This window comes from Brevundimonas sp. AC546 (assembly GCF_979258305.1).
Genome location: NZ_OZ409849.1, coordinates 245,597 through 269,971 on the forward strand (window position 1 = coordinate 245,597; position 24,375 = coordinate 269,971).

15 protein-coding genes are annotated in these 24,375 nt (G+C 65.7%); 7 read left to right on the forward strand and 8 right to left on the reverse strand.

Translation table 11 applies throughout. The features are described from left to right. The first annotated feature begins 100 nt into the window (after positions 1-100). Positions 101-781, forward strand: coding sequence for a type 1 glutamine amidotransferase domain-containing protein (locus ACZZZD_RS01300; protein ID WP_463431909.1), 681 nt, complete (start codon positions 101-103; stop codon positions 779-781). Positions 782-947: 166 nt separating this feature from the next. On the opposite strand, the gene ACZZZD_RS01305 is transcribed toward ACZZZD_RS01300, so the two are convergent. From ACZZZD_RS01305 to ACZZZD_RS01325, 5 genes are all read right to left on the reverse strand, one after another. Continuing rightward, positions 948-2,924, reverse strand: a complete 1,977-nt coding sequence (locus tag ACZZZD_RS01305; protein WP_463431911.1) for a M61 family metallopeptidase — start codon at positions 2,922-2,924, stop codon at positions 948-950. Positions 2,925-3,160: 236 nt separating this feature from the next. Further along, positions 3,161-5,128: a M61 family metallopeptidase gene (locus ACZZZD_RS01310; protein WP_463431913.1), complete on the reverse strand. Its 1,968-nt coding sequence runs from the start codon at positions 5,126-5,128 to the stop codon at positions 3,161-3,163. Between the two features lie 133 nt (positions 5,129-5,261). Then, entirely contained in the window at positions 5,262-5,864 is a 603-nt protein-coding gene (locus ACZZZD_RS01315) for a hypothetical protein (protein WP_463431915.1), read from the reverse strand. Between the two features lie 128 nt (positions 5,865-5,992). Beyond that, the gene (locus ACZZZD_RS01320; RefSeq protein WP_463431917.1) at positions 5,993-7,009 is read right to left on the reverse strand and encodes an alpha/beta fold hydrolase; all 1,017 of its coding nucleotides are present in this window, start codon (positions 7,007-7,009) and stop codon (positions 5,993-5,995) included. Positions 7,010-7,066: 57 nt separating this feature from the next. Beyond that, entirely contained in the window at positions 7,067-7,618 is a 552-nt protein-coding gene (locus ACZZZD_RS01325; protein ID WP_463431919.1) for an FKBP-type peptidyl-prolyl cis-trans isomerase, read from the reverse strand. Positions 7,619-8,017: 399 nt separating this feature from the next. Here ACZZZD_RS01325 and rpoB point away from each other — a divergent pair, with 399 nt between their 5' ends. Further along, positions 8,018-12,133 carry a DNA-directed RNA polymerase subunit beta gene (gene rpoB, locus ACZZZD_RS01330; protein WP_463431921.1) on the forward strand — a complete coding sequence of 1,372 codons (4,116 nt, stop codon included), beginning with the start codon at positions 8,018-8,020 and terminating at the stop codon, positions 12,131-12,133. 205 nt (positions 12,134-12,338) lie between these two features. Continuing rightward, positions 12,339-16,535 (forward strand): DNA-directed RNA polymerase subunit beta', encoded by a 4,197-nt coding sequence (gene rpoC / locus ACZZZD_RS01335; RefSeq protein ID WP_463431923.1) that lies wholly within the window; start codon positions 12,339-12,341, stop codon positions 16,533-16,535. 60 nt (positions 16,536-16,595) lie between these two features. Here the strand turns inward: rpoC and ACZZZD_RS01340 are convergent, their stop codons facing one another. Next, positions 16,596-17,366: a hypothetical protein gene (locus tag ACZZZD_RS01340; protein WP_463431925.1), complete on the reverse strand. Its 771-nt coding sequence runs from the start codon at positions 17,364-17,366 to the stop codon at positions 16,596-16,598. Between the two features lie 709 nt (positions 17,367-18,075). On the opposite strand from ACZZZD_RS01340, the gene rpsL reads away from it, so the two are divergent. The 4 genes from rpsL (at position 18,076) to tuf (ending at position 22,563) form a co-directional block, all read left to right on the forward strand. Further along, positions 18,076-18,450 carry a 30S ribosomal protein S12 gene (rpsL, locus tag ACZZZD_RS01345; RefSeq protein WP_008260482.1) on the forward strand — a complete coding sequence of 125 codons (375 nt, stop codon included), beginning with the start codon at positions 18,076-18,078 and terminating at the stop codon, positions 18,448-18,450. A gap of 81 nt (positions 18,451-18,531) precedes the next feature. Further along, positions 18,532-19,005, forward strand: coding sequence for a 30S ribosomal protein S7 (rpsG, locus tag ACZZZD_RS01350; protein ID WP_135195309.1), 474 nt, complete (start codon positions 18,532-18,534; stop codon positions 19,003-19,005). Between the two features lie 179 nt (positions 19,006-19,184). Continuing rightward, entirely contained in the window at positions 19,185-21,263 is a 2,079-nt protein-coding gene (gene fusA / locus ACZZZD_RS01355; protein WP_463431941.1) for an elongation factor G, read from the forward strand. Positions 21,264-21,372: 109 nt separating this feature from the next. After that, positions 21,373-22,563: an elongation factor Tu gene (gene tuf / locus ACZZZD_RS01360; RefSeq protein ID WP_159844820.1), complete on the forward strand. Its 1,191-nt coding sequence runs from the start codon at positions 21,373-21,375 to the stop codon at positions 22,561-22,563. Positions 22,564-22,864: 301 nt separating this feature from the next. Here the strand turns inward: tuf and ACZZZD_RS01365 are convergent, their stop codons facing one another. After that, entirely contained in the window at positions 22,865-23,752 is an 888-nt protein-coding gene (locus ACZZZD_RS01365) for a pentapeptide repeat-containing protein (protein ID WP_463431944.1), read from the reverse strand. An 81-nt stretch (positions 23,753-23,833) separates the two neighbouring features. Then, positions 23,834-24,325, reverse strand: a complete 492-nt coding sequence (locus ACZZZD_RS01370) for a pentapeptide repeat-containing protein (protein ID WP_463431946.1) — start codon at positions 24,323-24,325, stop codon at positions 23,834-23,836. Positions 24,326-24,375 lie beyond the last annotated feature (50 nt).

Sequence of the window (24,375 nt, forward strand, 5' to 3'; positions counted from 1 at the left end):
AAAGCCGGCAGGGTGGGGGGATTTCGCCGTGGAGGCCAGCCTTGAGGGGCGGCGTGGGGCTTCCCATCTGTGGACACCCCAAGAGACGGAGCCTTCCCCTATGAACATCCTGCTGGTGCTCACGTCGCACGATCAACTCGGCGACACAGGCAAGAAGACCGGCTTCTGGCTGGAAGAGTTGGCGGCCCCCTATTACGCGCTGAAGGATGCGGGCGCGCAGGTCGTGCTGGCCTCGCCCAAGGGCGGGCGGCCGCCGCTGGACCCCAAGAGCGACGACGCCGACGCCCAGACCGACGACACGCGCCGCTTCAAGGCCGATGCCGAGGCGCAAGGCCAGCTGGCCTCGACCGTCGTGCTCTCGTCGGTGAAGGCCGATGAATTCGACGCGGTCTTCTATCCCGGCGGCCACGGGCCGTTGTGGGACCTGGCCAACGATGCGGACTCCATCGCCCTGATCGAGGCCTTCGCCAAGGCGGACAAGCCGACCGGCTTCGTCTGCCATGCGCCGGGCGTGCTGAAATCGGTGACCGGGCCGGACGGCAAGCCGCTGGTGCAGGGGCGCAAGGTGACGGGCTTCACCAATTCCGAAGAGGATGCGGTGGGCCTGACGGACGTGGTGCCGTTCCTGGTCGAGAACGTGCTGATCGCCAATGGCGCAGACTATTCCAAGGGGCCGGACTGGGGTTCGTATGTGCAGACCGACGGCAAGCTGGTGACGGGTCAGAACCCAGGCTCGTCGCGTGAAGCGGCCGAGGCGCTGCTGGGGCTGTTGAAGGGCTAGAACGACGACCGTCTCCTCCCCGTCGCGAAGCGATGGGGAGGTGGCGCGGCGCGTCTTCGCGCCGTGACGGAGGGGTTCTTTTAAGCGCCACGGCCGTCTGTGGGACTTCAAAGAGCCCCTCCACCGCTACGCGGTCCCCCTCCTCACGCGTGGGGAGGAGACGTGTTTAGCGCCGTCTGGGCGCGAGGATGTCCGACAGTCGGTCGGGGGTTCCCTCGATCCGTTCAAGGCGCGGATAGCGCAGGCCGTCGTGATAGGCGAAGGCCACGGTGCGGAAGCGGTCGCCGGATTTCAGCAGCAGTTCGATGGGGGCGTCGGTCCCTTTCGCGGCGGTGACGGCGTCGCGCAGCACTTCGGCCGAACCGGCGCGGCCGTTGACGGCGACCAGGCTCCAGCCGGCGCCGATGCCCTGTTCGAATGCGGGGCCGCCCCAGCGGATGTTGGTCAGCCTGTCCGCCGTCAGGGTGAAGCCCAGCGAATACTGGAAGTCGTTGGCCCAGCCGGTCTGGACCGACTTTTCCGCCGCCGACGGCGTGTCGGTGTAGGTCAGGCGCCAGCCGCCACGCTCGATCCCGGCCAGGGGCGCCTTGGCGTCGGGGCCGACGGCGTCGAGGCGGCTGCGCAGGAACCCGGTCCAGTCGTGCGGATAGACGGCGTTAAGGGCCGCGACCACATCCTCGAACCGGTAGCCCTGGGGCGCCCATTCGCCGTCGTCGTGGCCGAAGAAGCCATTGGCGAAGTCGTCGAGCGACTTGCGCCCGTTCGTGCCCTCTCGGATCAGGGTGTCGGCGTCCAGCCAGACCAGCAGGCTTTCGCGGTAATAGTCGCCGGTGCCGCGCATCCACGAGGTGAACTGACCTGGCACCCGGTAGCCCAGCAGATTGTGGTTGTTGGTGTCCTGCAGCGCGCGCCACTGGCGGCCCGGCTGCTCGTCATAGAAGGCCGCGACATTGGCCAGGGTGGCCAGCGCCACGTCTTTGGAATGCAGGCCCGAACGGGCGGCCAGCACGTCGCCCCAGTATTCGGTCTGACCCTCATAGACCCACAGCAGGGTGTTCTGGGTCGGGACATTGTGGTTGGCGGTCAGCTCGTCCGCCGGGCGCATGAACTTGCCGTTCCAGGAGTGGGTGTATTCGTGGGGCAAGAGGCCCCGGTCGCCGGCGCTCTTGGCCCAGTTGGTGAAGAAGTCGGGGGCGCCGGTGTTCTCGGAGGAGCGGTGATGCTCCAGCCCGATGCCGCCCATCTGATCGGTCAGGGCGAACAGGAACTCATAGTCATCGAAGTGGCGGGCGCCGAACAGGCGATCGGCCTGCTGGACCATGTTCTCGTAGAGCTTGAGCTGGTCTTCGGTGGCGGCCAGGCCCTTGGCCTCGTCGGCCAGGATGTTCAGATGGACGCGGTCGCCCGCTGGGTCGATGTCCACGCGGCGATAGTGGGCGCCGGCGAAGATGGGGCTGTCGATCAGGGTGTAGAGGTCGGTCGGGGCGAAGGTCGCCACGTCGCCGTCCTGGGATGCTGTGCTCAGGGCGGTGCCGTATTTCCAGCCGGCTGGCAGGACGACGCTGGGGGCGACCTGAATCTGGCGGCTGAAATAGCCGGCCGGATAGAGGATGGCCTTCTCCCACTGCAGATTGACCATGGCCGGGGTCATCAGCACGCGCCAGTTGGAACTGTCGGGCTGGGTCAGTTGCTGGAAGGCGACCTCGATGCTCGTCGCGCCCGCCGGGATGTCGAGGTGGAAGGCGTAGGGGTCGAGGGTGTCGCGCAGCCACTCGATCCGCTGGCCATCATCGGTGACGGTCAGGCCGGAGATCAGCTGGATCGGGCCGGTGGCGGCGTGGTTGCCGGGCAGGAACTTGGGATACAGCAGGGTCAGCGGGCCGGGGCCGGCGACGGGGATGGTCTGGCGCACGCTGATGACGCGGCGGTCCAGATCGGTGATGTCGGCGCGGTACTGGATGACGCCGGGATAGGGCTTGTCCTGGGGCGCGGGGATGACCGGCTGGGCGCGGGGCAGGGCCAGCGGCGCCTGGGTCGCATCGGTGACGACGGGGGTGGACTGGAAGGTCTGGGCCATCGCTGGCGCGGCGGCGGTCGTCATCAGAACGGCGAGGCAGGCGGCGGTCAGGCGGGTACGCGGCATTCGGTCATCCACATCGGCAGGGCAAGCCGCACCGTCGGGGGCGGGGCGCGATGCGTCAAGGGACAGATGGCCGCGACCCATAACCCTCTCCCGTTGGGAGAGGGCTTGAGCGCACGACGGCGGAGCCGGCGTTCTGGCGCGAAAGGGTGAGGGACGGGTAATGCGACTTGGCCCACCATCCGACCCTCATCCGACCCCTTCGGGGCCACCTTCTCCCACCGGGAGAAGGACGTTTTTTAGCGCCGGCGGGGCGTCAGGATGTCGCCGAGGCGGTCGGGGGTTCCCTCGATCCGTTCCAAGCGGGGGTAGCGCAGGCCGTCGTGGTAGTCGAAGACGACGGTGCGGTATTGGTCGTCGTCCTTGACGATCAGGGTGATGGGGGTGGCGGGGTCTTTGGCGGCGGTGACGGCCTCGGTGAGGCGGTCGGGGGTGGCGGCCGAGCCGTTGACGGCGACGATCTCCATGCCCGCGGCGAGACCGGACTTGAAAGCCAGGCTGTTCCACTGGACGCTGCGGATCTTGTTGGCCTCGCCGGTCTGGAAGCCCAGCGAATAGGTGAAGTCGTTGCGCTTCAGCTCGGCGTAGAGGGTCTTCATGTAGTCGGTGGGCTTGTCCGTGAAGGCCAGGCGCCAGCCGCCGCGCGTTAGGCCGTCCAGCGGGGCGCGTGCGTTGGGGCCGTCGGCGTCCAGCCGAGCGCGCAGGAAGGTCGCCCAGTCGTTGGCGACGACGCCGTTCAGGGCCGCGACCACGTCCTCGAAGGTGTAGGGAGCGGGGGTGTAATCGCCGTCGCGGACGCCGTAGAAGGCGCGGGCGAAGTCGTCGAGCGATTTGCGACCATCGGTCTTCTCGCGGATCGTGGTGTCCACGTCGAGCCAGATCAGCTGGCCCTCGGAATAGTAGTCCTCGTCCCGCTGCCACGACAGCCAGCCTTTGGGCTGGCGCTGGCTGATGATTGGGTCGTTGGTGGTGTCCTGCATCGCGCGCCATTCACGGCCGACGCGGGTGTCATAGGTGGCGGCGGTCATGGCCAGGGAGTCCATCGCCTGCTGTTTGGTCAGCAGGCCCGAGCGGGCGGCGATGACCTGACCATAATACTGGGTCTGGCCCTCATAGACCCACAGCAGGCTGTTCTGCAGGGGCGAGTTGAAGTTGGGCACATACTGGTCGGCGGGGCGACGCCATTTGCCGTCCCACGAGTGGTTCATCTCGTGGCTGAGCAGGTCGCGGTCGCCGAGATGCGTGTCCCAGCCGGTGAAGAAGGCGGGATCGACCGAGTTCTCCGAACTGCGGTGATGTTCCAGTCCGATGCCGCCCAGCTTCTCGGTCATGGCGATCAGGAAGTCGTAGTGGTCGAAGTGGCGCGCGCCATACAGGCGGTCCATCTGGTCGACCAGATTGCGCAGGATCTGGATCTGCTCGTCGGTGGCGTTCAGGCTGTCGGCCTTGTCCGCCACGAAGTTGGCGCGGACGGGCGAGCGGCCGCCGGGATCGAGGTCGATCTGGCGATAGTGGACGCCGGCGAAGACCGGGCTGTCGATCAGGACTTCCAGATTGACGGGCTTGAAGGTCTGGACGTCGCCGGTCTTGGTGTCGGGTTCCAGCGCCGTGCCGAACTGCCAGCCGGTCGGGAACTTGACCGTGGGCTGGACCGTGATGTTCCGCGACCAGTGGCCGGCGGGATAGAGCAGCATCTTCTCCCACTGGATGTTCAGCATCTCGGGCGTCATCGTGATGCGGCCCTGGGCGCCCGTCGTCGGCGACAGGTGCTGCATGGTGATGTTCAGCGCGGTCGCGCCGGCCGGGACGACGACGTGGTAGGCGAAGGGGTGAAGGGTGTCGCGCACCCACTCGATGCGCTGGCCGTTGGCGGTGATCTCGATGCCCGCCAACTGGGCGACGGGGCCGACAGGGCCGTGATTGCCGGGCAGCCATTCGGGGAAGAATAGCGTCATGGGGCCGGCCTGGGCGACGGGGATGGTCTCGGTCACGGCGAAGATGTGCTGGGCCAGGTTGGTGGCGTCGATGTCGAGCGTGATGACGCCGGGATAGGCCACGTCCTGGGCGTCGGGGATCGAAGGCAGGGCTGCGGGCAGGGCGGGCGGATAGGTCGAGGCCTGTTGCGCCAGGGCGGCGGGGGCGGTCGAGGCGAGCAGGAAGGCGAGGCCAAGACCGAGAGGGGCGGCGCGCAGGGAGGGACGGATCATCGCGGACTCTTGAAGGCTACATGGGGCAGCCGCGACAGTCCGCCGCAGGGGGCGGGGCGTCAACCCGGCCCGGAAGTTGGACTCCCGAAAAAACAGTCCAACGAGTCCAAGAGTCCAACTTCAGCCGATGGGGTCACAAATCCTTTGGGGCCGTGCGCATGGCGCCGATCGAGGCCTTGAGGTCCGCCAGGTCGCGGCCGATCCTGTCGTTGAGGCGCCGCATCCGGTCGGCGTCGCGATCATGGGCGATTGCGGCCAACTCCTTGTGCAGACGGGTCCAGCCGCGCGCCTCGATCATACGTCCGTGACGGATGGCGCGGGCGGCGTTGTACCAGGCCTGTTCGCACAGGTCGGCGGCGGCGGGCAGGGCGTCTTCATATGCGTCCTCGTGGGCGAATGAGGCGGGAGCAGCATCGTCGGCCGCAGCCGCGGTCGTGTCCGCCGGCGCGCCGGTGTCGGCGTCGTCGTCCATCGGCGTGGGCGCTGGCATCCAGTTGCGATAGTCGCCGGGATCGTCGGTGACGTGGAAAGGGGCGGAGAGCGGTTGATCCATTTTTCGCCAGCCCTCCTGTTGAGCGCGCCACCGGAAGGTGGAGAGGGAGAGGCTGTGGCGCTCGCAGACCTCGGCGGCGGAACCGCCGGCCAGATAATCGGCGCGGGCGGCGGCCCAGGTCTCGGCGGAACGTCGCGTCTGGGGCGGCGGGGAGTCGGGGAGGTATTGGCTTTCATCGGTCATGCCGACCATGATGCGGGCGGCGCTACCTAAGGCCGGAAGAAAGCCGGTTCAAAGTTCCAACCCACTGAAAGGCGTGAGAGTTGTGTTCGGTGTTAGGATGGAAGGCCCTCACCAGCCTGCATAGTTCGTCAGTTCAGGGCCTTCAGCAGGGCGGCGTGGAAGCGGTCCGGGTCCTGGGTCTGGGGCGCATGACCCAGGTCTGAAAACTCGATCAGGGTCGCGTCGGGAATGGCCTCGGCGGTGCGGCGGCCAAGGGCGGGATACTGGCCGAGGCGCGCCTGGATCTCGGGCGAGGCGCGGTTGGCGCCGGGGGCGGTGCGGTCCGTGCCGCCGATGATCAGGGTGGTGGGGGCGGCGATGCGGGCGAACTCGTGCGCGATCGGCTGGGTGAAGATCATGTCCGAGGTCTGGGCCTGGTTCCAGGCGACGGCGTCGCCGCCCGGCCCGGCGTACATGCCGGCCAGCATGGCGACGGGTTCGTCGTATTCGGGTCGCCACTGACCGTCGTAATAGACCTTCTGCTGATAGGCCTTGATGCTGTCGAAACTGGTGCGACGCTCGTTGGCGTAGGCGGCGTCCAGCGGGGCGTAGGGGACGCCCTCGGCCTGCCAGTCCTCAAGACCGATGGGATTGACCAGGACAAGATGCTCGACGGCGTCGGGATGCTGGATGGCGAAGCGGGCCGCCAGCATGCCGCCCATCGAGTGGCCGACGATGACGGCGCGGTCGATATTCAGGCTGTCGAGCAGGCCCTTGGTGTTGGTCGCCAGCTGCGGGAGGCTGAACTGATAGGCGGCGGGCTTGGAGGCCTTGCAGAAGCCGATCTGGTCGATGGCGACGACGCGGAAACCGGCCTGGGCCAGGACGCGGATGGTCGGCGCCCAGGTGGCGGCGCAGAAGTTCTTGCCGTGCAGCAGCACCGCCGTGCGGCCGTTGGCGGGGCCGGTCGGGGCCACGTCCATATAGGTCATCTCCAGCGGCTGGCGCTGGGAGGTGAAGCCGTAGGTGCGGACCGGGAAGGGGTAGTCGTACCCCTCCAGTCGGGGGCCATAGGTGGGGCGGTCAGGCTGGCTTTCCTGGGCCGACGCCGGGGCGGAGACGGCGAGGAGGGCGGCAAGCGAGGCGGAGAGGAGGGTGCGGATCATGACAGGGCGAACCCTACAAGTCCCGTCGTCGTTCCGCCCCGCGACCTGTTGTCCGGCTCAGCCCGGCTTGACGTCCAGCAGTTCGACCGAGAAGCGCAGGGTCGAGTTGGGCGGCAGTTCGTCGTCGCCGACCCAGCGCGAGCCGTAGCCCAGCGAGGCGGGGATGACGAACTCGTAGATCTCGCCCACGCGCATCAGGGCGACGCCCTCGGTCCAGCCCTTGATGACGCGGTTCAGCGGGAACTCGGCGGGCTCGTTGCGGGCATAGGAGCTGTCGAACTCGCGCCCATCGATGAAGGTCCCGCGATAGTGGACCTTGACCGTGTCGGAGCCGGAGGGCTGGGCGCCCTCGGGATGAGCCTTGCCGACGCGGCGATACTGCAGGCCGCTCTCGGTGGTGGTCCAGCCGCGACGGGCGCCGTTCCAGGCGAGGTAGGCGGTGTTGCCGGCGTCCCACGCTTGCTGCGTGGTCTGACCGCCTTGGCCAGCGACGGCGGCGGCCGCATGGGCGGCGGCCGATGCGGTCTCGGCATAGGTGACCGGCTCGCCGCGCGTGGCGCAGGCGGACAGGGCGAGAAGGGCGAGCAGGGGCAGGGCGATGCGTGTCATATGGCGACGCTAGATGACGCCATTTGCCTCTGCAATGGCGGTCATGCGGATACAGCCCCTCCACCACCGGCTGCGCCGGCGGTCCTCCTCCCCATCGCGAGCGATGGGGAGGAAAAGGTTCCGCGGGGGCCTTTATTTCGTCGCGAATGCGCGTATATGTGCGCGTTCCCGCAACACTCCATATGAGTCTGCGCGCAAGCGCCGAGGCCCGGTCCGTCGCCCTCCGACCGTGCGAAGGCGCGGCTCCTTCCCCAGGGAGCCGGTACATTTCAGGCGTCCTGGCCCGGCAGCGGGCCGAGGGTGGATGCCGAAACCCTGGCTGCGGACGCGGAAACGCGCGCCGTGGCTGCTGCATTTCACGCGCGACTTTCCCGGGTCGTGCGTCATGGGAAACACTGAATGACTGACGTCGCCCACGATCTCGCCATCAACGGTCAGATCGCTTCCGCCACCTCGTTCACCGGCAAGAAGCGCATCCGCAAATCCTTCGGGCGTATCCCCGAAGCGGTGGCGATGCCCAACCTGATCGAGGTCCAGCGCGCCTCCTACGAACAGTTCCTGCAGCGTGAGGTCCGTCCGGGCGTCCGCAAGGAACAGGGCATCGAGGCGGTCTTCAAGTCGGTGTTCCCGATCAAGGACTTCAACGAACGCGCCATCCTGGAATACGTCTCGTACGAGTTCGAAGAGCCGAAGTACGACGTCGAGGAGTGCATCCAGCGCGACATGACCTATGCCGCGCCGCTGAAGGTCAAGCTGCGCCTGATCGTGTTCGAGACCGACGAGGAAACGGGAGCCCGTTCGGTCAAGGACATCAAGGAGCAGGACGTCTATATGGGCGACATCCCGCTCATGACGGACAAGGGCACCTTCATCGTCAACGGCACCGAGCGCGTGATCGTCTCGCAGATGCACCGTTCGCCGGGCGTCTTCTTCGACCACGACAAGGGCAAGACGCACAGCTCGGGCAAGCTGCTGTTCGCCGCCCGCGTGATCCCGTACCGCGGTTCGTGGCTCGACTTCGAGTTCGACGCCAAGGACGTGGTCTATGTCCGCATCGACCGCCGCCGCAAGCTGCCGGCCACGACCTTCCTGATGGGTCTGGGCATGGACGGCGAAGAAATCCTGAAGACCTTCTACGAGACCGTGCCTTACGAGAAGCGCGGCGAGGGCTGGGTCACGCCGTACAAGGCCGAGCGCTGGCGCGGTGTGAAGCCGGAGTTCGACCTGGTCGACGCCGACACCGGCGAAGTGATCGCCCAGGCCGGACAGAAGATCAGCGCGCGCGCCGCCAAGAAGCTGGGCGACACCACGACGTCGCTGTCGCTGGCCGCCGACGCCCTGGTCACCAAATATCTGGCCAATGACGCCGTCAACTTCGAGACCGGCGAGATCTTCGCCGAGGCCGGCGACGAGCTGGACGCCCCGACCATCGAAGTGCTGGAGCAAAACGGCTTCACCACCATCGACGTGCTGGACATCGACCACGTCACGGTCGGCGCCTACATGCGCAACACCCTGCGGGTGGACAAGAACGACAACCGCGAGGACGCGCTGTTCGACGTCTATCGCGTGATGCGTCCGGGCGAGCCGCCCACCCCCGAAGCCGCAGAGAACATGTTCAACTCGCTGTTCTTCGACAGCGAACGCTACGACCTGTCGGCCGTCGGCCGGGTCAAGATGAACATGCGCCTGGAGACCCCCGAGGTCTCCGACGAGATCCGCGTCCTGCGCAAGGACGACGTGCTGAAGGTGCTGCAGATCCTGGTCGGCCTGAAGGACGGCCGCGGCGAGATCGACGACATCGACAACCTGGGCAACCGCCGGGTCCGTTCGGTCGGCGAACTGCTGGAAAACCAGTATCGCGTCGGCCTGCTGCGGATGGAGCGCGCCATCAAGGAGCGCATGTCCTCGGTCGATATCGACACGGTGATGCCGCACGACCTGATCAACGCCAAGCCGGCCGCCGCTGCGGTTCGCGAGTTCTTCGGTTCGTCGCAGCTGTCGCAGTTCATGGACCAGACGAACCCGCTGTCGGAAATCACCCACAAGCGTCGCCTTTCGGCGCTTGGCCCGGGCGGTCTGACGCGTGAGCGCGCAGGCTTCGAAGTCCGCGACGTGCACCCGACCCACTATGGCCGCATCTGCCCGATCGAAACGCCGGAAGGCCCGAACATCGGCCTGATCAACTCGCTGGCCACCCACGCGCGCGTCAACAAATACGGCTTCATCGAGAGCCCGTACCGTCGCGTGAAGGACGGCGTGGCCCAGGGCGAGGTGGTCTACATCTCGGCCATGGAAGAGTTGAAATACACGATCGCCCAGGCCAACATCGAACTGAAGAACGGCAGCATCGTCGAGGACCTGGTCCCCGGCCGGATCAACGGCGAATCCCAGCTGCTGAACCGCGACGCCGTGGACATGATGGATGTGTCGCCGAAACAGGTCGTTTCGGTCGCCGCCGCCCTGATCCCGTTCCTGGAAAACGATGACGCCAACCGCGCACTGATGGGCGCGAACATGCAACGTCAGGCCGTGCCTCTGGTGCAGTCGGACGCACCGCTGGTCGGCACCGGCATGGAAGCGGTCGTGGCTGTGGACTCCGGCGCTGTCGTGGTCGCTCGTCGTGAAGGCGTCGTCGAACAGATCGACGGCACCCGGATCGTCGTGCGCGCCACCGGCGACGTGGACGCCGCCCGTTCGGGCGTCGATATCTATCGCCTGTCGAAGTTCCAACGTTCCAACCAGTCGACCTGCATCAACCAGCGCCCGATCGTGCGCGTGGGCGACCAGGTCAAGGCCGGCGACGTCATCGCCGACGGCCCGTCGACGGACCTGGGCGAACTGGCCCTGGGCCGCAACGCCCTCGTCGCCTTCATGCCCTGGAACGGCTACAACTTCGAAGACTCCATCCTGATCTCGGAGCGCATCGTGCGCGACGACGTCTTCACCTCCATCCACCTCGAAGAGTTCGAAGTGATGGCGCGTGACACGAAGTTGGGCCCGGAAGAAATCACCCGCGACATCCCCAACGTCGGCGAGGAAGCCCTGCGCAACCTCGACGAAGCGGGCATCGTGGCCATCGGCGCCGAAGTCCAGCCGGGCGACATCCTGGTCGGCAAGGTCACGCCGAAGGGCGAAAGCCCGATGACGCCGGAAGAGAAGCTGCTGCGCGCCATCTTCGGCGAGAAGGCTTCGGACGTGCGCGACACCTCCCTGCGCCTGCCGCCCGGCGTCGCCGGCACGATCGTGGACGTTCGCGTCTTCAACCGTCACGGCGTCGACAAGGACGAGCGCGCCATGGCGATCGAACGCGCCGAGATCGAACGCCTGGGCAAGGACCGCGACGACGAGCTCAAGATCCTTGAGCGCAACGTCTATGGCCGCCTGAAGCCGCTGATCGTCGGCAAGAACGCCGTGTCCGGGCCCAAGGGTATCGGCCGTGGCGAACTGACCGACGAGAAGCTGGCCGAGGTCAGCCGTGGTCTGTGGTGGCAGATCGCCCTGGACGACGAAAAGGCCATGGGCGAGCTGGAAGCGATGAAGCGCCAGTTCGAAGACGCTCGCAAGCAACTGGATCGTCGTTTCGAAGACAAGGTCGAGAAGCTGCAACGCGGCGACGAACTGCCCCCCGGCGTGATGAAGATGGTCAAGGTCTTCGTGGCCGTGAAGCGCAAGCTTCAGCCCGGCGACAAGATGGCCGGCCGTCACGGAAACAAGGGCGTCATCTCCAAGATCCTGCCGATCGAGGACATGCCGCACCTGGAAGACGGCACGCACGTGGACGTCGTTCTGAACCCGCTGGGCGTGCCTTCGCGCATGAACATCGGCCAGATCTTCGAAACCCACCTGGGTTGGGCCGCAGCCGGTCTGGGCAAGCAGATCTCCGGTCTGCTGGAAGCCTGGCAGGGTGGTGGTCAGAAGCAGGCCCTGATCGATCGTCTGACGCATATCTACGGTCCGGAAACCCCGTTGCCGCAGGATGAGGAAGAGCTCATCGAACTGGCGAAAAACCTGTCCAAGGGGGTGCCCTTCGCGACCCCGGTCTTCGACGGCGCGCACATCGGCGACATCGAGCGTCTGCTGGAAGAAGCCGGGCTGAGCAAGTCTGCCCAGTCGATCCTGTACGACGGTCAAACGGGTGAGCAGTTCAAGCGTCCGGTCACGGTCGGCTACATCTACATGCTGAAGCTGCACCACCTGGTCGACGACAAGATCCACGCCCGCTCCATCGGTCCGTACTCGCTCGTCACCCAGCAACCGCTGGGCGGCAAGGCGCAGTTCGGCGGTCAGCGCTTCGGGGAGATGGAGGTCTGGGCTCTGGAAGCCTACGGCGCCGCCTACACCCTGCAGGAGATGCTGACGGTGAAGTCCGACGACGTGGCCGGCCGGACCAAGGTCTACGAGGCCATCGTCCGCGGGGACGACAGCTTCGAGGCCGGCATTCCCGAGAGCTTCAACGTGCTCATCAAGGAAATGCGTTCGCTGGGTCTGAACGTGGAGCTGGGGAACAGCTGAGCCTGACGTCTCCTCCCTGTCCCGAAGGGATGGGGAGGGGGACCATCCGAAGGATGGTGGAGGGGTTGTTGCCGCCCGTGCGGCGTGAAAAGCCCCTCCACCGCTTCGCGGTCCCCCTCCCCATCGCCAAGAGGCGACAGGGAGGAGACGGGTTCGCCGTCCTCCTCTTTGAATTTTCGCGGCAAGTCCGCAGAAGGAAAACAAGATGAACCAGGAAGTCCTGAACATCTTCAACCCGGTCCCGGTCACCCCGACCTTCGACCAGATCAAGATCGCCCTGGCCTCGCCGGAGAAGATCCGTTCGTGGTCGTTCGGCGAGATCAAGAAGCCGGAAACCATCAACTACCGCACGTTCAAGCCCGAGCGTGACGGCCTGTTCTGCGCGCGTATCTTTGGCCCGACCAAGGATTACGAATGCCTGTGCGGCAAGTACAAGCGCATGAAATACAAGGGCATCATCTGCGAGAAGTGCGGCGTCGAAGTCACGCTGGCTCGCGTTCGCCGCGAGCGCATGGGTCACATCGACCTGGCCGCCCCGGTCGCCCACATCTGGTTCCTGAAGTCGCTGCCGTCGCGCATCTCGCTGATGCTGGACATGGCGCTGAAGGACGTGGAACGCGTCCTGTACTTCGAGAACTACATCGTCACCGAGCCGGGCCTGACCCCGCTGAAGCAGAACCAACTGCTGACGGAAGACGAGTTCTATCGCTATCAGGAAGAGTTCGGCGACGATGGCTTCACCGCCGAGATCGGCGCCGAGGCGGTCCGCAACCTGCTGATGGGCATCGACCTGCACGCCGAGGCTGAAAAGCACCGCGGCGAGCTGGCGGACAGCCCGTCGGAAATGAAGGCCAAGAAGGCGTCCAAGCGCCTGAAGCTGATCGAGGCCTTCCTGGAATCGGGCAACAAGCCCGAGTGGATGATCCTGACCATCGTGCCGGTCATCCCGCCGGAACTGCGTCCTCTGGTGCCGCTGGACGGCGGTCGTTTTGCGACCTCCGACCTGAACGACCTGTATCGCCGCGTCATCAACCGCAACAACCGCCTGAAGCGCCTGATGGAGCTCCGCGCGCCGGACATCATCATCCGCAACGAAAAGCGGATGCTGCAGGAATCCGTTGACGCCCTGTTCGACAACGGCCGTCGCGGTCGCGTCATCACGGGCGCCAACAAGCGTCCGCTGAAGTCGCTGGCCGACATGCTGAAGGGCAAGCAAGGCCGCTTCCGTCAGAACCTTCTGGGCAAGCGCGTCGACTATTCGGGCCGTTCGGTCATCACCGTGGGACCGGAACTGAAGCTGCACGAGTGCGGCCTGCCCAAGAAGATGGCGCTGGAGCTGTTCAAACCGTTCATCTATGCGCGTCTTGACGCCAAGGGCCTGTCGGGCACCGTCAAGCAATCCAAGCGCATGGTCGAGCGCGAGCAGCCCGCCGTCTGGGACATCCTGGACGAGGTCATCCGCGAGCACCCGGTCCTGCTGAACCGTGCGCCGACGCTTCACCGTCTGGGCATCCAGGCGTTCGAACCCAAGCTGATCGAGGGCAAGGCCATCCGCCTGCACCCGCTGGTCTGCACCGCGTTCAACGCCGACTTCGACGGCGACCAGATGGCCGTTCACGTCCCGCTGAGCCTTGAGGCCCAGCTGGAAGCGCGCGTCCTGATGATGTCGACCAACAACATCCTGTCGCCTGCCAACGGCAAGCCGATCATCGTGCCGTCGCAGGACATCGTCCTGGGCCTGTACTATCTGTCGCTGGTCAAGGACGGCGAGCCGGGTGAAGGCAAGCTGTTCGCCAACATCGGCGAGATCGACGCTGCGCTGGACGCCAAGGTCGTCACCCTGCACACGCGCATCAAGGCGCGCTGGACGGAACAGGACGCCGAAGGCAAGGAGGTGACCAAGGTCATCGACACGACGCCGGGCCGGATGAAGCTGGCGGCCCTGCTGCCGCGCAACCCGAACGTCGGCTATCGCCTGCTCGAAAAGAACCTGACCAAGAAGGAAATCGGCAATCTGATCGACGTGGTCTATCGCCACTGCGGTCAGAAGGCGACGGTGATCTTCGCCGACCAGATGATGGGCCTGGGCTTCCGCGAAGCCGCCAAGGCCGGCATCTCGTTCGGCAAGGACGACATCGTGATCCCGGCCAAGAAGGTCGAGCTGGTCGCCGAAACCCGCACCCAGGTCGAGGAGTACGAACAACAGTACGCCGACGGCCTGATCACGCGCGGCGAGAAGTACAACAAGGTGGTCGACGCCTGGTCCAAGGCTACGGACCGGATCGCCGACGCCATGATGGCCGAGATCGCGCAACCGCGCGTGCTGATCGAGGGTGAAAATCCCGACATCAACTCGGTGTTCATGATGGCCAACTCCGGCGCCCGGGGTTCGCAGGCGCAGATGAAGCAGCTGGGCGGCATGCGCGGCCTGATGGCCAAGCCTTCCGGCGAGATCATCGAGACGCCGATCACCTCGAACTTCAAGGAAGGCCTGACCGTTCTTGAATACTTCAACTCCACCCACGGCGCCCGTAAGGGTCTGGCCGACACCGCGCTGAAGACCGCCAACTCGGGTTATCTGACCCGTCGTCTGGTGGACGTGGCGCAGGACAGCATCGTCACCGAGATCGACTGTGGCTCGACGCGCGGCATCACGCTGCGGGCGGTCATGGAAGGCGGCGACGTGCTGGTCTCGCTGGGCGCGCGCATCCTGGGTCGCTATGCGGCCGAGGACATCAAGGAGCCGGGCACCGATAACGTCCTGTTCCCCGCCGACACCTATCTGGTGGAAGAAGTCGCCGAAGTCGTCGAAGCGGCCGGCGTCCAGTCGGTCAAGGTCCGCTCGGGCCTGACCTGCGAGGCGGAAGCCGGCATCTGCGCCCACTGCTACGGGCGTGACCTGGCGCGGGGCACCAACGTCAACATCGGCGAAGCGGTCGGCGTCATCGCCGCCCAGTCGATCGGCGAGCCGGGCACCCAGCTGACGATGCGGACCTTCCACATCGGCGGTACGGCGCAGGTTGCGGAAACCTCCTTCATGGAGGCGACCAACGCCGGCGTGGCCAAGATCACCGGCCCGACCGTCATCGCCGCCCACGGCGACCTGGTCTCCATGAGCCGCAACGTCATCGTGACCGTGGTCGTGGACGGCAAGGATCGCGAGACGCACAAGGCCCCTTACGGCGCCCGCATCCGCGTCAAGGAAGGCAGCGAGGTCAAGAAGAACCAACGTCTGGCGGAGTGGGACCCCTACACCACCCCCATCCTGACGGAAGTCGGCGGCGTCGTGCGCTTCGAGGATCTGGTCGAAGGCCTGTCAGTCAAGGAAGAAACCGACGAAGCGACGGGCATCGCCCAGCGCGTCGTCAGCGACTGGCGCGCCAGCCCGCGTGGTTCGGACCTGCGTCCGGCCATGGGCGTCACCCTGGGTGACGCCTACGCCAAGCTGGCCTCGGGCTCAGACGCCCGTTACCTGCTGCCCGTGGGCGCGGTTCTGTCCGTGTCGAACGGCGACGAGGTCAAGCCGGGCGAGATCATCGCCCGCGTCCCGACCGAAGGCGCCAAGACCCGCGACATCACCGGCGGTCTGCCGCGCGTCGCCGAACTGTTCGAAGCTCGCCGTCCCAAGGACTGCGCGGTCATCGCCGAGATGGATGGTCGCGTCGAATTCGGTCGCGACTACAAGAACAAGCGCCGCATCAAGATCACGCCGGAAGTCAACGCCGACGGCGTGCAGGGCGAACCGGTCGAGTTCCTGATCCCGAAGGGCAAGTATATCTCCGTTCAGGACGGCGATCTGATCCAGAAGGGCGACTACATCATCGACGGCAACCCGGATCCGCACGACCTGCTGCGCATCCAGGGCGTCGAGGCGCTGGCCGAGTATCTGGTGAACGAAGTGCAGGAGGTCTATCGACTGCAAGGCGTGCCGATCAACGACAAGCACATCGAAGTCATCGTGCGTCAGATGCTGCAGAAGGTCGAAGTCCTGGATTCGGGTGAAACCACCCTGATCCGCGGCGACACCGTCGAAGTCGCCGAAGCCGTTCTGGAAAACCAGAAGGTCGAGAAGCGTGGCGGCCGTCTGGCCACCACCCAGCCCGTCCTGCTGGGCATCACCAAGGCGTCGCTGCAGACCCGCAGCTTCATCTCGGCGGCGTCCTTCCAGGAGACCACCCGCGTCCTCACCGACGCCTCGGTCCACGGCAAGAAGGACATGCTGGAAGGCCTGAAGGAAAACGTCATCGTCGGCCGCCTGATCCCGGCCGGTACGGGAGCCTACCTGCGCAGCCTGCAGAAGATCGCCAACGATCGCGACGCAGAGCTGACCTCGGCCCGCGAAGATGCGATCGAGCCGTTGCCGGCCGATCTGCAACTGGAACTGGAGAACAGCGAAAGCTGATCTTCCGTTTCGGAGAGAAGACATGAAGAGGGCGGCGCCGGCGACGGCGCCGCCCTTTTTCTATTGCTGACGGCGACGTTCGCCTCGGTTGATTGTCGTTTCTGCGCCTTGGCGCATGTCCACGCCGGGGACGCTGGGTAGCTGAGCGCCCGCGCAGCCTGTGCCGAAGTTCGAGCCGACACAGTCCGCCGGGCCGACCACGCCCACGCCGCCGGACAGGGGACGACGCTGCGCCTCCCATTGGGCCAGACGACGCGCACCCGCGCGAGCGAAGGCGGCGTCGCGTTCGGGATTGCCCGTGCCGGTGATGGGCGCCGCGTTTCGGCCGCGCCGCTCTGCGTCTTGGCGGCAATTGTCGCGCTCGGCGGTGCTGAGTTGCTGGGGTGTGGTGCAGCCGATCAGGCCCTGACGCAGGGAGCGGGCCATGGCGTTGGTTCGGTCGTTCGGATTGACGGTCCAGGCATCGGGCGGGGCGGGGACGCCCTGAGGCGAGGGGGCGGCGATGCGGGGGCGAAGGGGCGCGGGGCGAACGTCCTGGGATGTCTCTGAGCGCGCAGAGGGGGCGGCGACGACCTCGCGGGCGTTGCGAGGCGTCGTCGTGTCGTCGCTGGCGGGGGGCGTTTGAACCGGGATGCGCGGCTGCTCGTCGGGCAGGAGGGGGCGCGGGGTGATCTCGACGTAGATCGGCGGCGGCTCCGGGACGACGGCGGCTCTCTTGATGCCGGGGGCCGTGAAGGACAGGAAGGCGATCAGGGCTGTGTTGATGGCGACCGAGGCCGTCGCCAGCCCCGCCTTGCGCCAGTCGGGCCGCGTCACCTGTGCGAACGCCAATGCGCCTCTCCCCTTGAACCGATGCAAGCTGTGCTAGAAGCATGGCCGCTTTCGGGCGGACACAGAGGGAGGGACAAGATATGCGGCTGGGAAGATTCGCCATTCCGCTCGTCTTCGTCCTGAGCGCGGTGGCGGGCTGTACGGCCCCGACGACGGCCGTCTTACCGGACGGGACGCCTGTCGTCAGCCACGACCCTCTGGCTAAGCTGTCGGGCGTCGTCGTTCTGGAATGCAGGGTCGCAGCGGGCAGAGGTCTGGCGGCGTGCGTTGTGGTGTCTGAAGAGCCTTTCGGGCAAGGATTCGGTCAGGCGGCCATCGAAATTGGACAAAGGGGTTCTGCACCGAACGGCTCATCGAAACCCGGCGACAAGGTGAGGCTCAGGATACCTTTCCGCTTGGCTAATTAGGGTCTTGTTGACCTGAGCCCCCGTCTGGCGTAGAAGCCGCCCACTTTCGAGGCGTGGCCGGTTCGCCGGTCGCTGAGATCGTGACAATCTAACGGACGGGCTGTGCCCGCCGGAACGCCCAAAGCGCGCGTTCCGGCCCTTTGTGTTTTCCGGTTCGCCGGGGCGAACCGGGGGCTGTTTGAGCGTCACACCCTCAGTCTCGTTGACACCCGGGCGAGGGGATGGTCCCCCGTTCACAAGAAGGCGAGAGGCGCTTCGGTCGAAAGACACACGCCTCCATCAGAAGTCGAGATAAGTTTCGAATGCCTACGATCAACCAACTGATCCGCAAGCCGCGCAAGCCCAAGCCCACCCGCAACAAGGTGCCGGCTCTGGAGGGTTCGCCCCAGCGTCGCGGCGTCTGCACCCGCGTTTATACGACGACCCCGAAGAAGCCCAACTCGGCTCTGCGTAAGGTCGCCAAGGTCCGTCTGGCCAAGAACGGCTATGAAGCCGTTTGCTACATCCCCGGTGAAGGCCACAACCTTCAGGAACACTCGGTTGTTCTGATCCGCGGCGGCCGCGTGAAGGACCTTCCCGGCGTTCGCTACCACATCCTGCGCGGCGTGCTCGACACGCAAGGCGTCAAGGACCGCAAGCAGCGTCGTTCGCACTACGGCGCCAAGCGTCCGAAGTAAGCCATTCCTCTCCGGGCCGTCGCGCCCGGAGGCCTTTTCGAGATTTTCCCGGCGTGCGCCGGGCACTGCAAGGAATAACCTATGTCGCGTCGTCACCGCGCCCAGAAGCGTGAAGTTCTGCCGGATCCCAAGTTCGGGGACCTGATCGTCACCAAGTTCATGAACTACGTCATGTACGAAGGTAAGAAGGCCGTCGCCGAAAACATCGTCTATGGCGCCTTCGATATCCTGGCCGACAAGAAGAAAGACCAAGAGCCGGTCGCGACCTTCCACGCCGCTCTGGACAACGTCGCACCGTCGGTCGAAGTCCGTTCGCGTCGCGTCGGCGGCGCCACCTATCAGGTGCCCGTCGAAGTCCGCCCCGAGCGCCGTCGCGCCCTGGCGATCCGCTGGCTGGTCAATGCTGCGCGCAAGCGTGGCGAGAACACCATGACGGAAAAGCTGGCCGCAGAGCTGCTGGACGCCTCGAACAACCGCGGCACTGCGGTCAAGAAGCGCGAAGACACCCACAAGATGGCCGAAGCCAACCGCGCCTTCAGCCACTATCGCTGGTAAGCGTCTTAAAAGCGCCAACTGCGGTCACTATCTAAGACTATCCGGCGCGGGCGGTTTGAGCTAAATCGCCCGCGCTCGCTTATCCGCACAGACAGACTTCCTGAGGGCGCCGTCCGCGTCCTGAAAACATTCCCAAAGGGCGCCGGCGGCGCCCGAAATTCTTGGCAAGGCACGCTTTCATGGCACGTACGCACGCGCTCAAGGACTACCGCAACTTCGGCATCATGGCCCACATCGACGCGGGCAAGACGACGACGACCGAGCGGATCCTGTATTACACCGGCAAGAACCATAAGATCGGCGAAGTCCACGACGGCGCCGCGACCATGGACTGGATGGACCAGGAGCAGGAGCGCGGCATCACGATCACGTCCGCCGCGACGACCGCTTTCTGGAAAGAAAAGCGCCTCAACATCATCGACACCCCGGGCCACGTGGACTTCACCATTGAAGTCGAGCGTTCGCTGCGCGTGCTCGACGGCGCCGTGACGGTGCTGGACGGCAACGCCGGCGTCGAGCCGCAGACCGAAACCGTCTGGCGTCAGGCCGACAAATATTCGGTGCCGCGCATCGTCTTCGTCAACAAGATGGACAAGATCGGCGCCGACTTCGACGCCTCGGTCCAGTCGATCCGCGACCGCCTGGGCGCCAAGGCCGTGCCGATCCAGTTCCCGATCGGCGCTGAGTCCTCGCTGACCGGCCTGGTCGACATCGTCGAAATGCGTTCGGTCGTCTGGGACAACGACGCCCTGGGCGCCAACTTCACCGTCGGCGAGATCCCGGCTGATCTGGTCGACAAGGCCAACGAAGCCCGCCAGTACCTGATCGACAACGCCGTCGAGCTGGACGACGAGGCGATGGAAGCTTACCTCGAAGGCACCGAGCCTTCGGTTGAAGTGCTTAAGAAGTGCATCCGCAAGGCCGTGCTGACCGGCGCCTTCTATCCGATCCTGTGCGGCTCGGCCTTCAAGAACAAGGGCGTGCAGACGCTGCTGGACGCCGTCGTCGACTACCTGCCGTCGCCGCTGGACATCCCGCCGACGCCGGGCATCGACTTCAAGACGGAAGAGCCCGTCGTCCGCAAGGCGTCGGACGACGAGCCCCTGTCGGTCCTGGCCTTCAAGATCATGGACGACCCCTTCGTCGGTTCGCTGACCTTCTGCCGCCTGTATTCGGGCAAGATGGAAACGGGCATGAGCCTGCTGAATTCCAGCCGCGACAAGAAAGAGCGCGTCGGCCGGATGCTGCAGATGCACTCCAACAACCGTGAAGACGTCAAGGAAGCCTACGCCGGCGACATCGTCGCTCTGGCCGGCCTGAAGGACACCCGCACCGGCGACACCCTGTGCGATCCGCTGAAGTCGCCCGTCATCCTCGAGAAGATGGAATTCCCGGCCCCGGTCATCGAGATCTCGGTCGAGCCCAAGACCAAGGCCGACCAGGAGAAGCTGGGCGTCGCCCTGGCCAAGCTGGCTTCGGAAGATCCGTCCTTCACCGTCTCGACCGACCACGAGTCGGGCCAGACGATCCTGAAGGGCATGGGCGAGCTTCACCTGGACATCAAGATCGACATCCTGAAGCGCACCTACAAGGTCGAGGCCACCATCGGCGCGCCGCAGGTCGCCTATCGTGAATCGCTGGGCCGCAAGGTCGACATCGACTACACTCACAAGAAGCAGACCGGCGGTACGGGCCAGTTCGCCCGCGTCATGCTGACCTTCGAACCCGGCGAGCCGGGCTCGGGCTTCGTGTTCGAGAACTCGATCGTCGGCGGCGCCGTGCCCAAGGAATACATCCCCGGCGTCGAAAAGGGCCTGAACTCCATCAAGGATTCGGGTCTGCTGGCGGGCTTCCCGCTGATCGACTTCAAGGCGACCCTGACGGACGGCAAGTACCACGACGTCGACTCCAGCGTGCTGGCGTTCGAAATCGCATCGCGCGCCGCCTTCCGCGAACTGAAGGAAAAGGGCGCTCCGAAGCTGCTCGAGCCGATCATGGCGGTCGAGGTCGTGACCCCCGAGGAATACCTCGGCTCGGTCATCGGCGACCTGAACGGTCGTCGCGGCATGATCCAGGGTCAGGACATGCGCGGCAACGCCACCGTCGTGAACGCCTTCGTGCCGCTGGCCAACATGTTCGGCTATGTGAACACGCTGCGCGGCATGTCGCAGGGCCGCGCCCAGTTCACGATGCAATACGATCACTACGAGCCGGTGCCGCAACACGTCGCCGACGAAGTGATCAAGAAGTACGCCTAAGCTTTCACTTTTCGGAAAGCGGACCTATATGCGCCCGGACCGTAAGGACCGGGCGTCCTTAACCCCCAAACTGCAGGAACCCCGGTTCGGGGACCTTAGGAGCTAGAAAATGGCCAAGGAAAAGTTCGAACGGAACAAGCCGCACTGCAACATCGGCACGATTGGTCACGTTGACCATGGCAAGACGACGTTGACGGCTGCGATCACGATGACGCTGGCGAAGGCCGGCGGCGCGAAGGCCATGGCCTATGCGGACATCGACGCTGCGCCGGAAGAGAAGGCTCGCGGCATCACGATCAACACGGCGCACGTGGAATATGAGACGGCCAACCGTCACTATGCGCACGTCGACTGCCCCGGCCACGCCGACTATGTGAAGAACATGATCACCGGCGCCGCTCAGATGGACGGCGCGATCCTGGTGGTTTCGGCCGCCGACGGCCCGATGCCGCAGACCCGCGAGCACATCCTGCTGGCCCGTCAGGTCGGCGTGCCGGCCCTGGTGGTCTTCATGAACAAGGTCGACCTGGTCGACGACGAAGAACTGCTCGAGCTGGTCGAGATGGAAGTGCGCGAGCTGCTTTCGTCGTACCAGTTCCCCGGCGACGACATTCCGATCACCAAGGGCTCGGCCAAGGCCGCGACCGACGGCGTGAACCCGGAAATCGGCGAAGAGCGCGTTCTGGCCCTGATGGAAACCGTCGACGCCTACATCCCGCAGCCGGAACGTCCGGTCGACCTGCCCTTCCTGATGCCGGTCGAAGACGTGTTCTCGATCTCGGGCCGCGGCACCGTGGTCACGGGTCGCGTCGAGAAGGGTATCGTCAAGGTCGGTGAGGAAGTCGAGATCGTCGGCATCCGTCCGGTCCAGAAGACGACCTGCACGGGCGTTGAAATGTTCCGCAAGCTGCTGGACCAGGGTCAAGCCGGCGACAACGTCGGCGTCCTGCTGCGCGGCACCAAGCGTGAAGACGTCGAGCGCGGCCAAGTGCTGTGCAAGCCGGGCTCCATCACCCCGCACACCAAGTTCCTGGCCGAAGCCTACATCCTGACCAAGGAAGAAGGCGGTCGTCACACGCCGTTCTTCACGAACTATCGCCCGCAGTTCTACTTCCGCACGACGGACGTGACCGGCATCGTTCACCTGAAGGAAGGCGTCGAAATGATCATGCCCGGCGACAACGCCGAGCTGAACGTCGAACTGATCACCCCGATCGCCATGGACCAGGGCCTGCGCTTCGCCATCCGTGAAGGCGGCCGCACCGTCGGCGCCGGCGTCGTCGCCAAGATCGTCGAGTAGTCGACACACGATCCGGCCTTAGGGCCGAACAGTAAGCGTAACAGAGCGGCCCTCGGAGTGATCCGGGGGCCGTTTTGCTGTGGGACATGCGTCACTTCCCTTTTCCCATGGGGAGAAGGTGGCTCGCAGAGCCGGATGAGAGGTTACGGTGTGAACGGCGTCGCATAGCGTAACCCCTCACCCTTTCGCGCCAGGACGACGGCTGCGCCGCCGTGCGCTCAAGCCCTCTCCCTATGTGAGAGGGAAGGGGAGGTGGGGAGTTTGGGAAACGTCGCCCGCGTTAGCCTTGGCGGCGCGCCGTTCAGTTCCCGGCGTTGACGAAGTTGCGCACGCGCGGCGGCGCCGGAGGGGCGGGCGGCGAGCGGATGATGCGGATCGAGCTGCTGCGGCAGGCCTGAGCAGTCAGGCGACCGGGCAGGCGGGTCGAGCCGTCGCCGCAGGCCTCACTGATCTGGTCCTGGGTCAGGCCGCGCGCGTTTGACATGTCGGCCCCCCGGATGTCGGTGCGGCGCAGGGAGGCGTTGCTGAAATTGGCCCGGGAGAAGGTTCCGCCGCTCAGTCGCGCTCCGTCCAGGCTGGCGTTCGAGAAGTCTGCGTTCGAGAAGTCGCCGCCCGACAGGTTGGAGGCGTTGACCTCGGCGTTGGAGAAGTTGGCGCCGGCCGCGCGGACATTGGTGATCGTCGCCCCGAACAGTTCGCTGTTGGAGAAGTTGGTCCCCGCCAGGGTCGCGCCGTTGAAGTTCACCCCGTGCATCTCGCCGCCTGACAGGTCGGCGCGGCTCAGGTTGGCGCGAACGAAGGACGACCCCTGCGCCTCGGCCCCGACCAGAACGGCGCTGGTGAAGTTGGCCGAGGTGAAGTTGGCGCCGACGATCTCGACGCCCGACAGATTGGCGCGGCTGAAGTCGCTGCCGGTGAAGTTGGAGCCCATCATCTCGGCGCCGCGCAGATTGGCCCCGACCAGAGTGGCGTTCATGAAGCTGGCGCCGGTGAAGGTGGCGCCCGAAAGGTTGCGGCCCGACAGTTCGCAGCGGTTGCACGATCCGCCCAGCGACACCGAACGGGCCACGTCGCGGTCCTGCATCGACATCTCGACCCCGGCGAAGGCGGGAGAGGCGACGAGCGCCGCGCCTAGGGCCAGCAGGGCCAGGGAAGGTCGGAACCGGATATGTTCAGCGATCTGTTTCACGAGACCTGAATGCCTCGAAACCCCTGCTGCACCTACTTAAATCGAGGTAACATCATGAACTCTGCGCAAGGTCGGCGCCATTCAGCAGGCGGGAATGCGAAGCCCGCGCGGCAGGATCGTGGAGCCGTCGCCGCATGCCTGGTTCAGCTGGCTTTGCGTAAGGCCGGTCGCCCGGGTCAGTTGGGCGCCCGACAGGTTCACGCCCGTCAGGGTCGCGCCGGCGAAGCTTGCGCCCTCCAGATAGGCGCCCACGAAACTGGCGTTGGTCAGGTTGGCGCGCGAGAAGTTCGAGCCGGAGAAGACGCCGCCATAGCCCTCGACGTCGCGCATGTCGGTGTTGGAAAACCGCGTGCGGTTCATGACGCTCAGGCTCAGGTCCGCCTGACGCAGCCGCGCACCCGACAGGTTCAGGCCTCGCGCCTCCAGGCCGGAAAAGTCGCCCTGGAACAGGTTGCAGCCGGGGCAGGCGGCGCCGCGCTTCACGCTGGCGATCTGGCTCGCGTTCTGGGCCAGGGCGGGTGCGGCAACGGCCAGCAGGGCGGCGATCAGGCCGAGGGAGAGTGTGCGTTTCATGGACTGGGCTCCGACGTTTGATCGTCTTGCAGCAAACCCTAGGCCATAAC

Coding starts and splice junctions, on each gene's coding strand:
- ACZZZD_RS01300 (WP_463431909.1), top strand. CDS start 101: ATGAACATCCTGCTGGTGCTCACGTCGCACGATCAACTCGGCGACACA.
- fusA (WP_463431941.1), top strand. CDS start 19,185: ATGGCACGTACGCACGCGCTCAAGGACTACCGCAACTTCGGCATCATG.
- rpsL (WP_008260482.1), top strand. CDS start 18,076: ATGCCTACGATCAACCAACTGATCCGCAAGCCGCGCAAGCCCAAGCCC.
- ACZZZD_RS01370 (WP_463431946.1), bottom strand. CDS start 24,325: ATGAAACGCACACTCTCCCTCGGCCTGATCGCCGCCCTGCTGGCCGTT.
- ACZZZD_RS01320 (WP_463431917.1), bottom strand. CDS start 7,009: ATGATCCGCACCCTCCTCTCCGCCTCGCTTGCCGCCCTCCTCGCCGTC.
- tuf (WP_159844820.1), top strand. CDS start 21,373: ATGGCCAAGGAAAAGTTCGAACGGAACAAGCCGCACTGCAACATCGGC.
- ACZZZD_RS01305 (WP_463431911.1), bottom strand. CDS start 2,924: ATGCCGCGTACCCGCCTGACCGCCGCCTGCCTCGCCGTTCTGATGACG.
- rpoB (WP_463431921.1), top strand. CDS start 8,018: ATGACTGACGTCGCCCACGATCTCGCCATCAACGGTCAGATCGCTTCC.
- rpsG (WP_135195309.1), top strand. CDS start 18,532: ATGTCGCGTCGTCACCGCGCCCAGAAGCGTGAAGTTCTGCCGGATCCC.
- ACZZZD_RS01315 (WP_463431915.1), bottom strand. CDS start 5,864: ATGACCGATGAAAGCCAATACCTCCCCGACTCCCCGCCGCCCCAGACG.
- ACZZZD_RS01325 (WP_463431919.1), bottom strand. CDS start 7,618: ATGACACGCATCGCCCTGCCCCTGCTCGCCCTTCTCGCCCTGTCCGCC.
- rpoC (WP_463431923.1), top strand. CDS start 12,339: ATGAACCAGGAAGTCCTGAACATCTTCAACCCGGTCCCGGTCACCCCG.
- ACZZZD_RS01310 (WP_463431913.1), bottom strand. CDS start 5,128: ATGATCCGTCCCTCCCTGCGCGCCGCCCCTCTCGGTCTTGGCCTCGCC.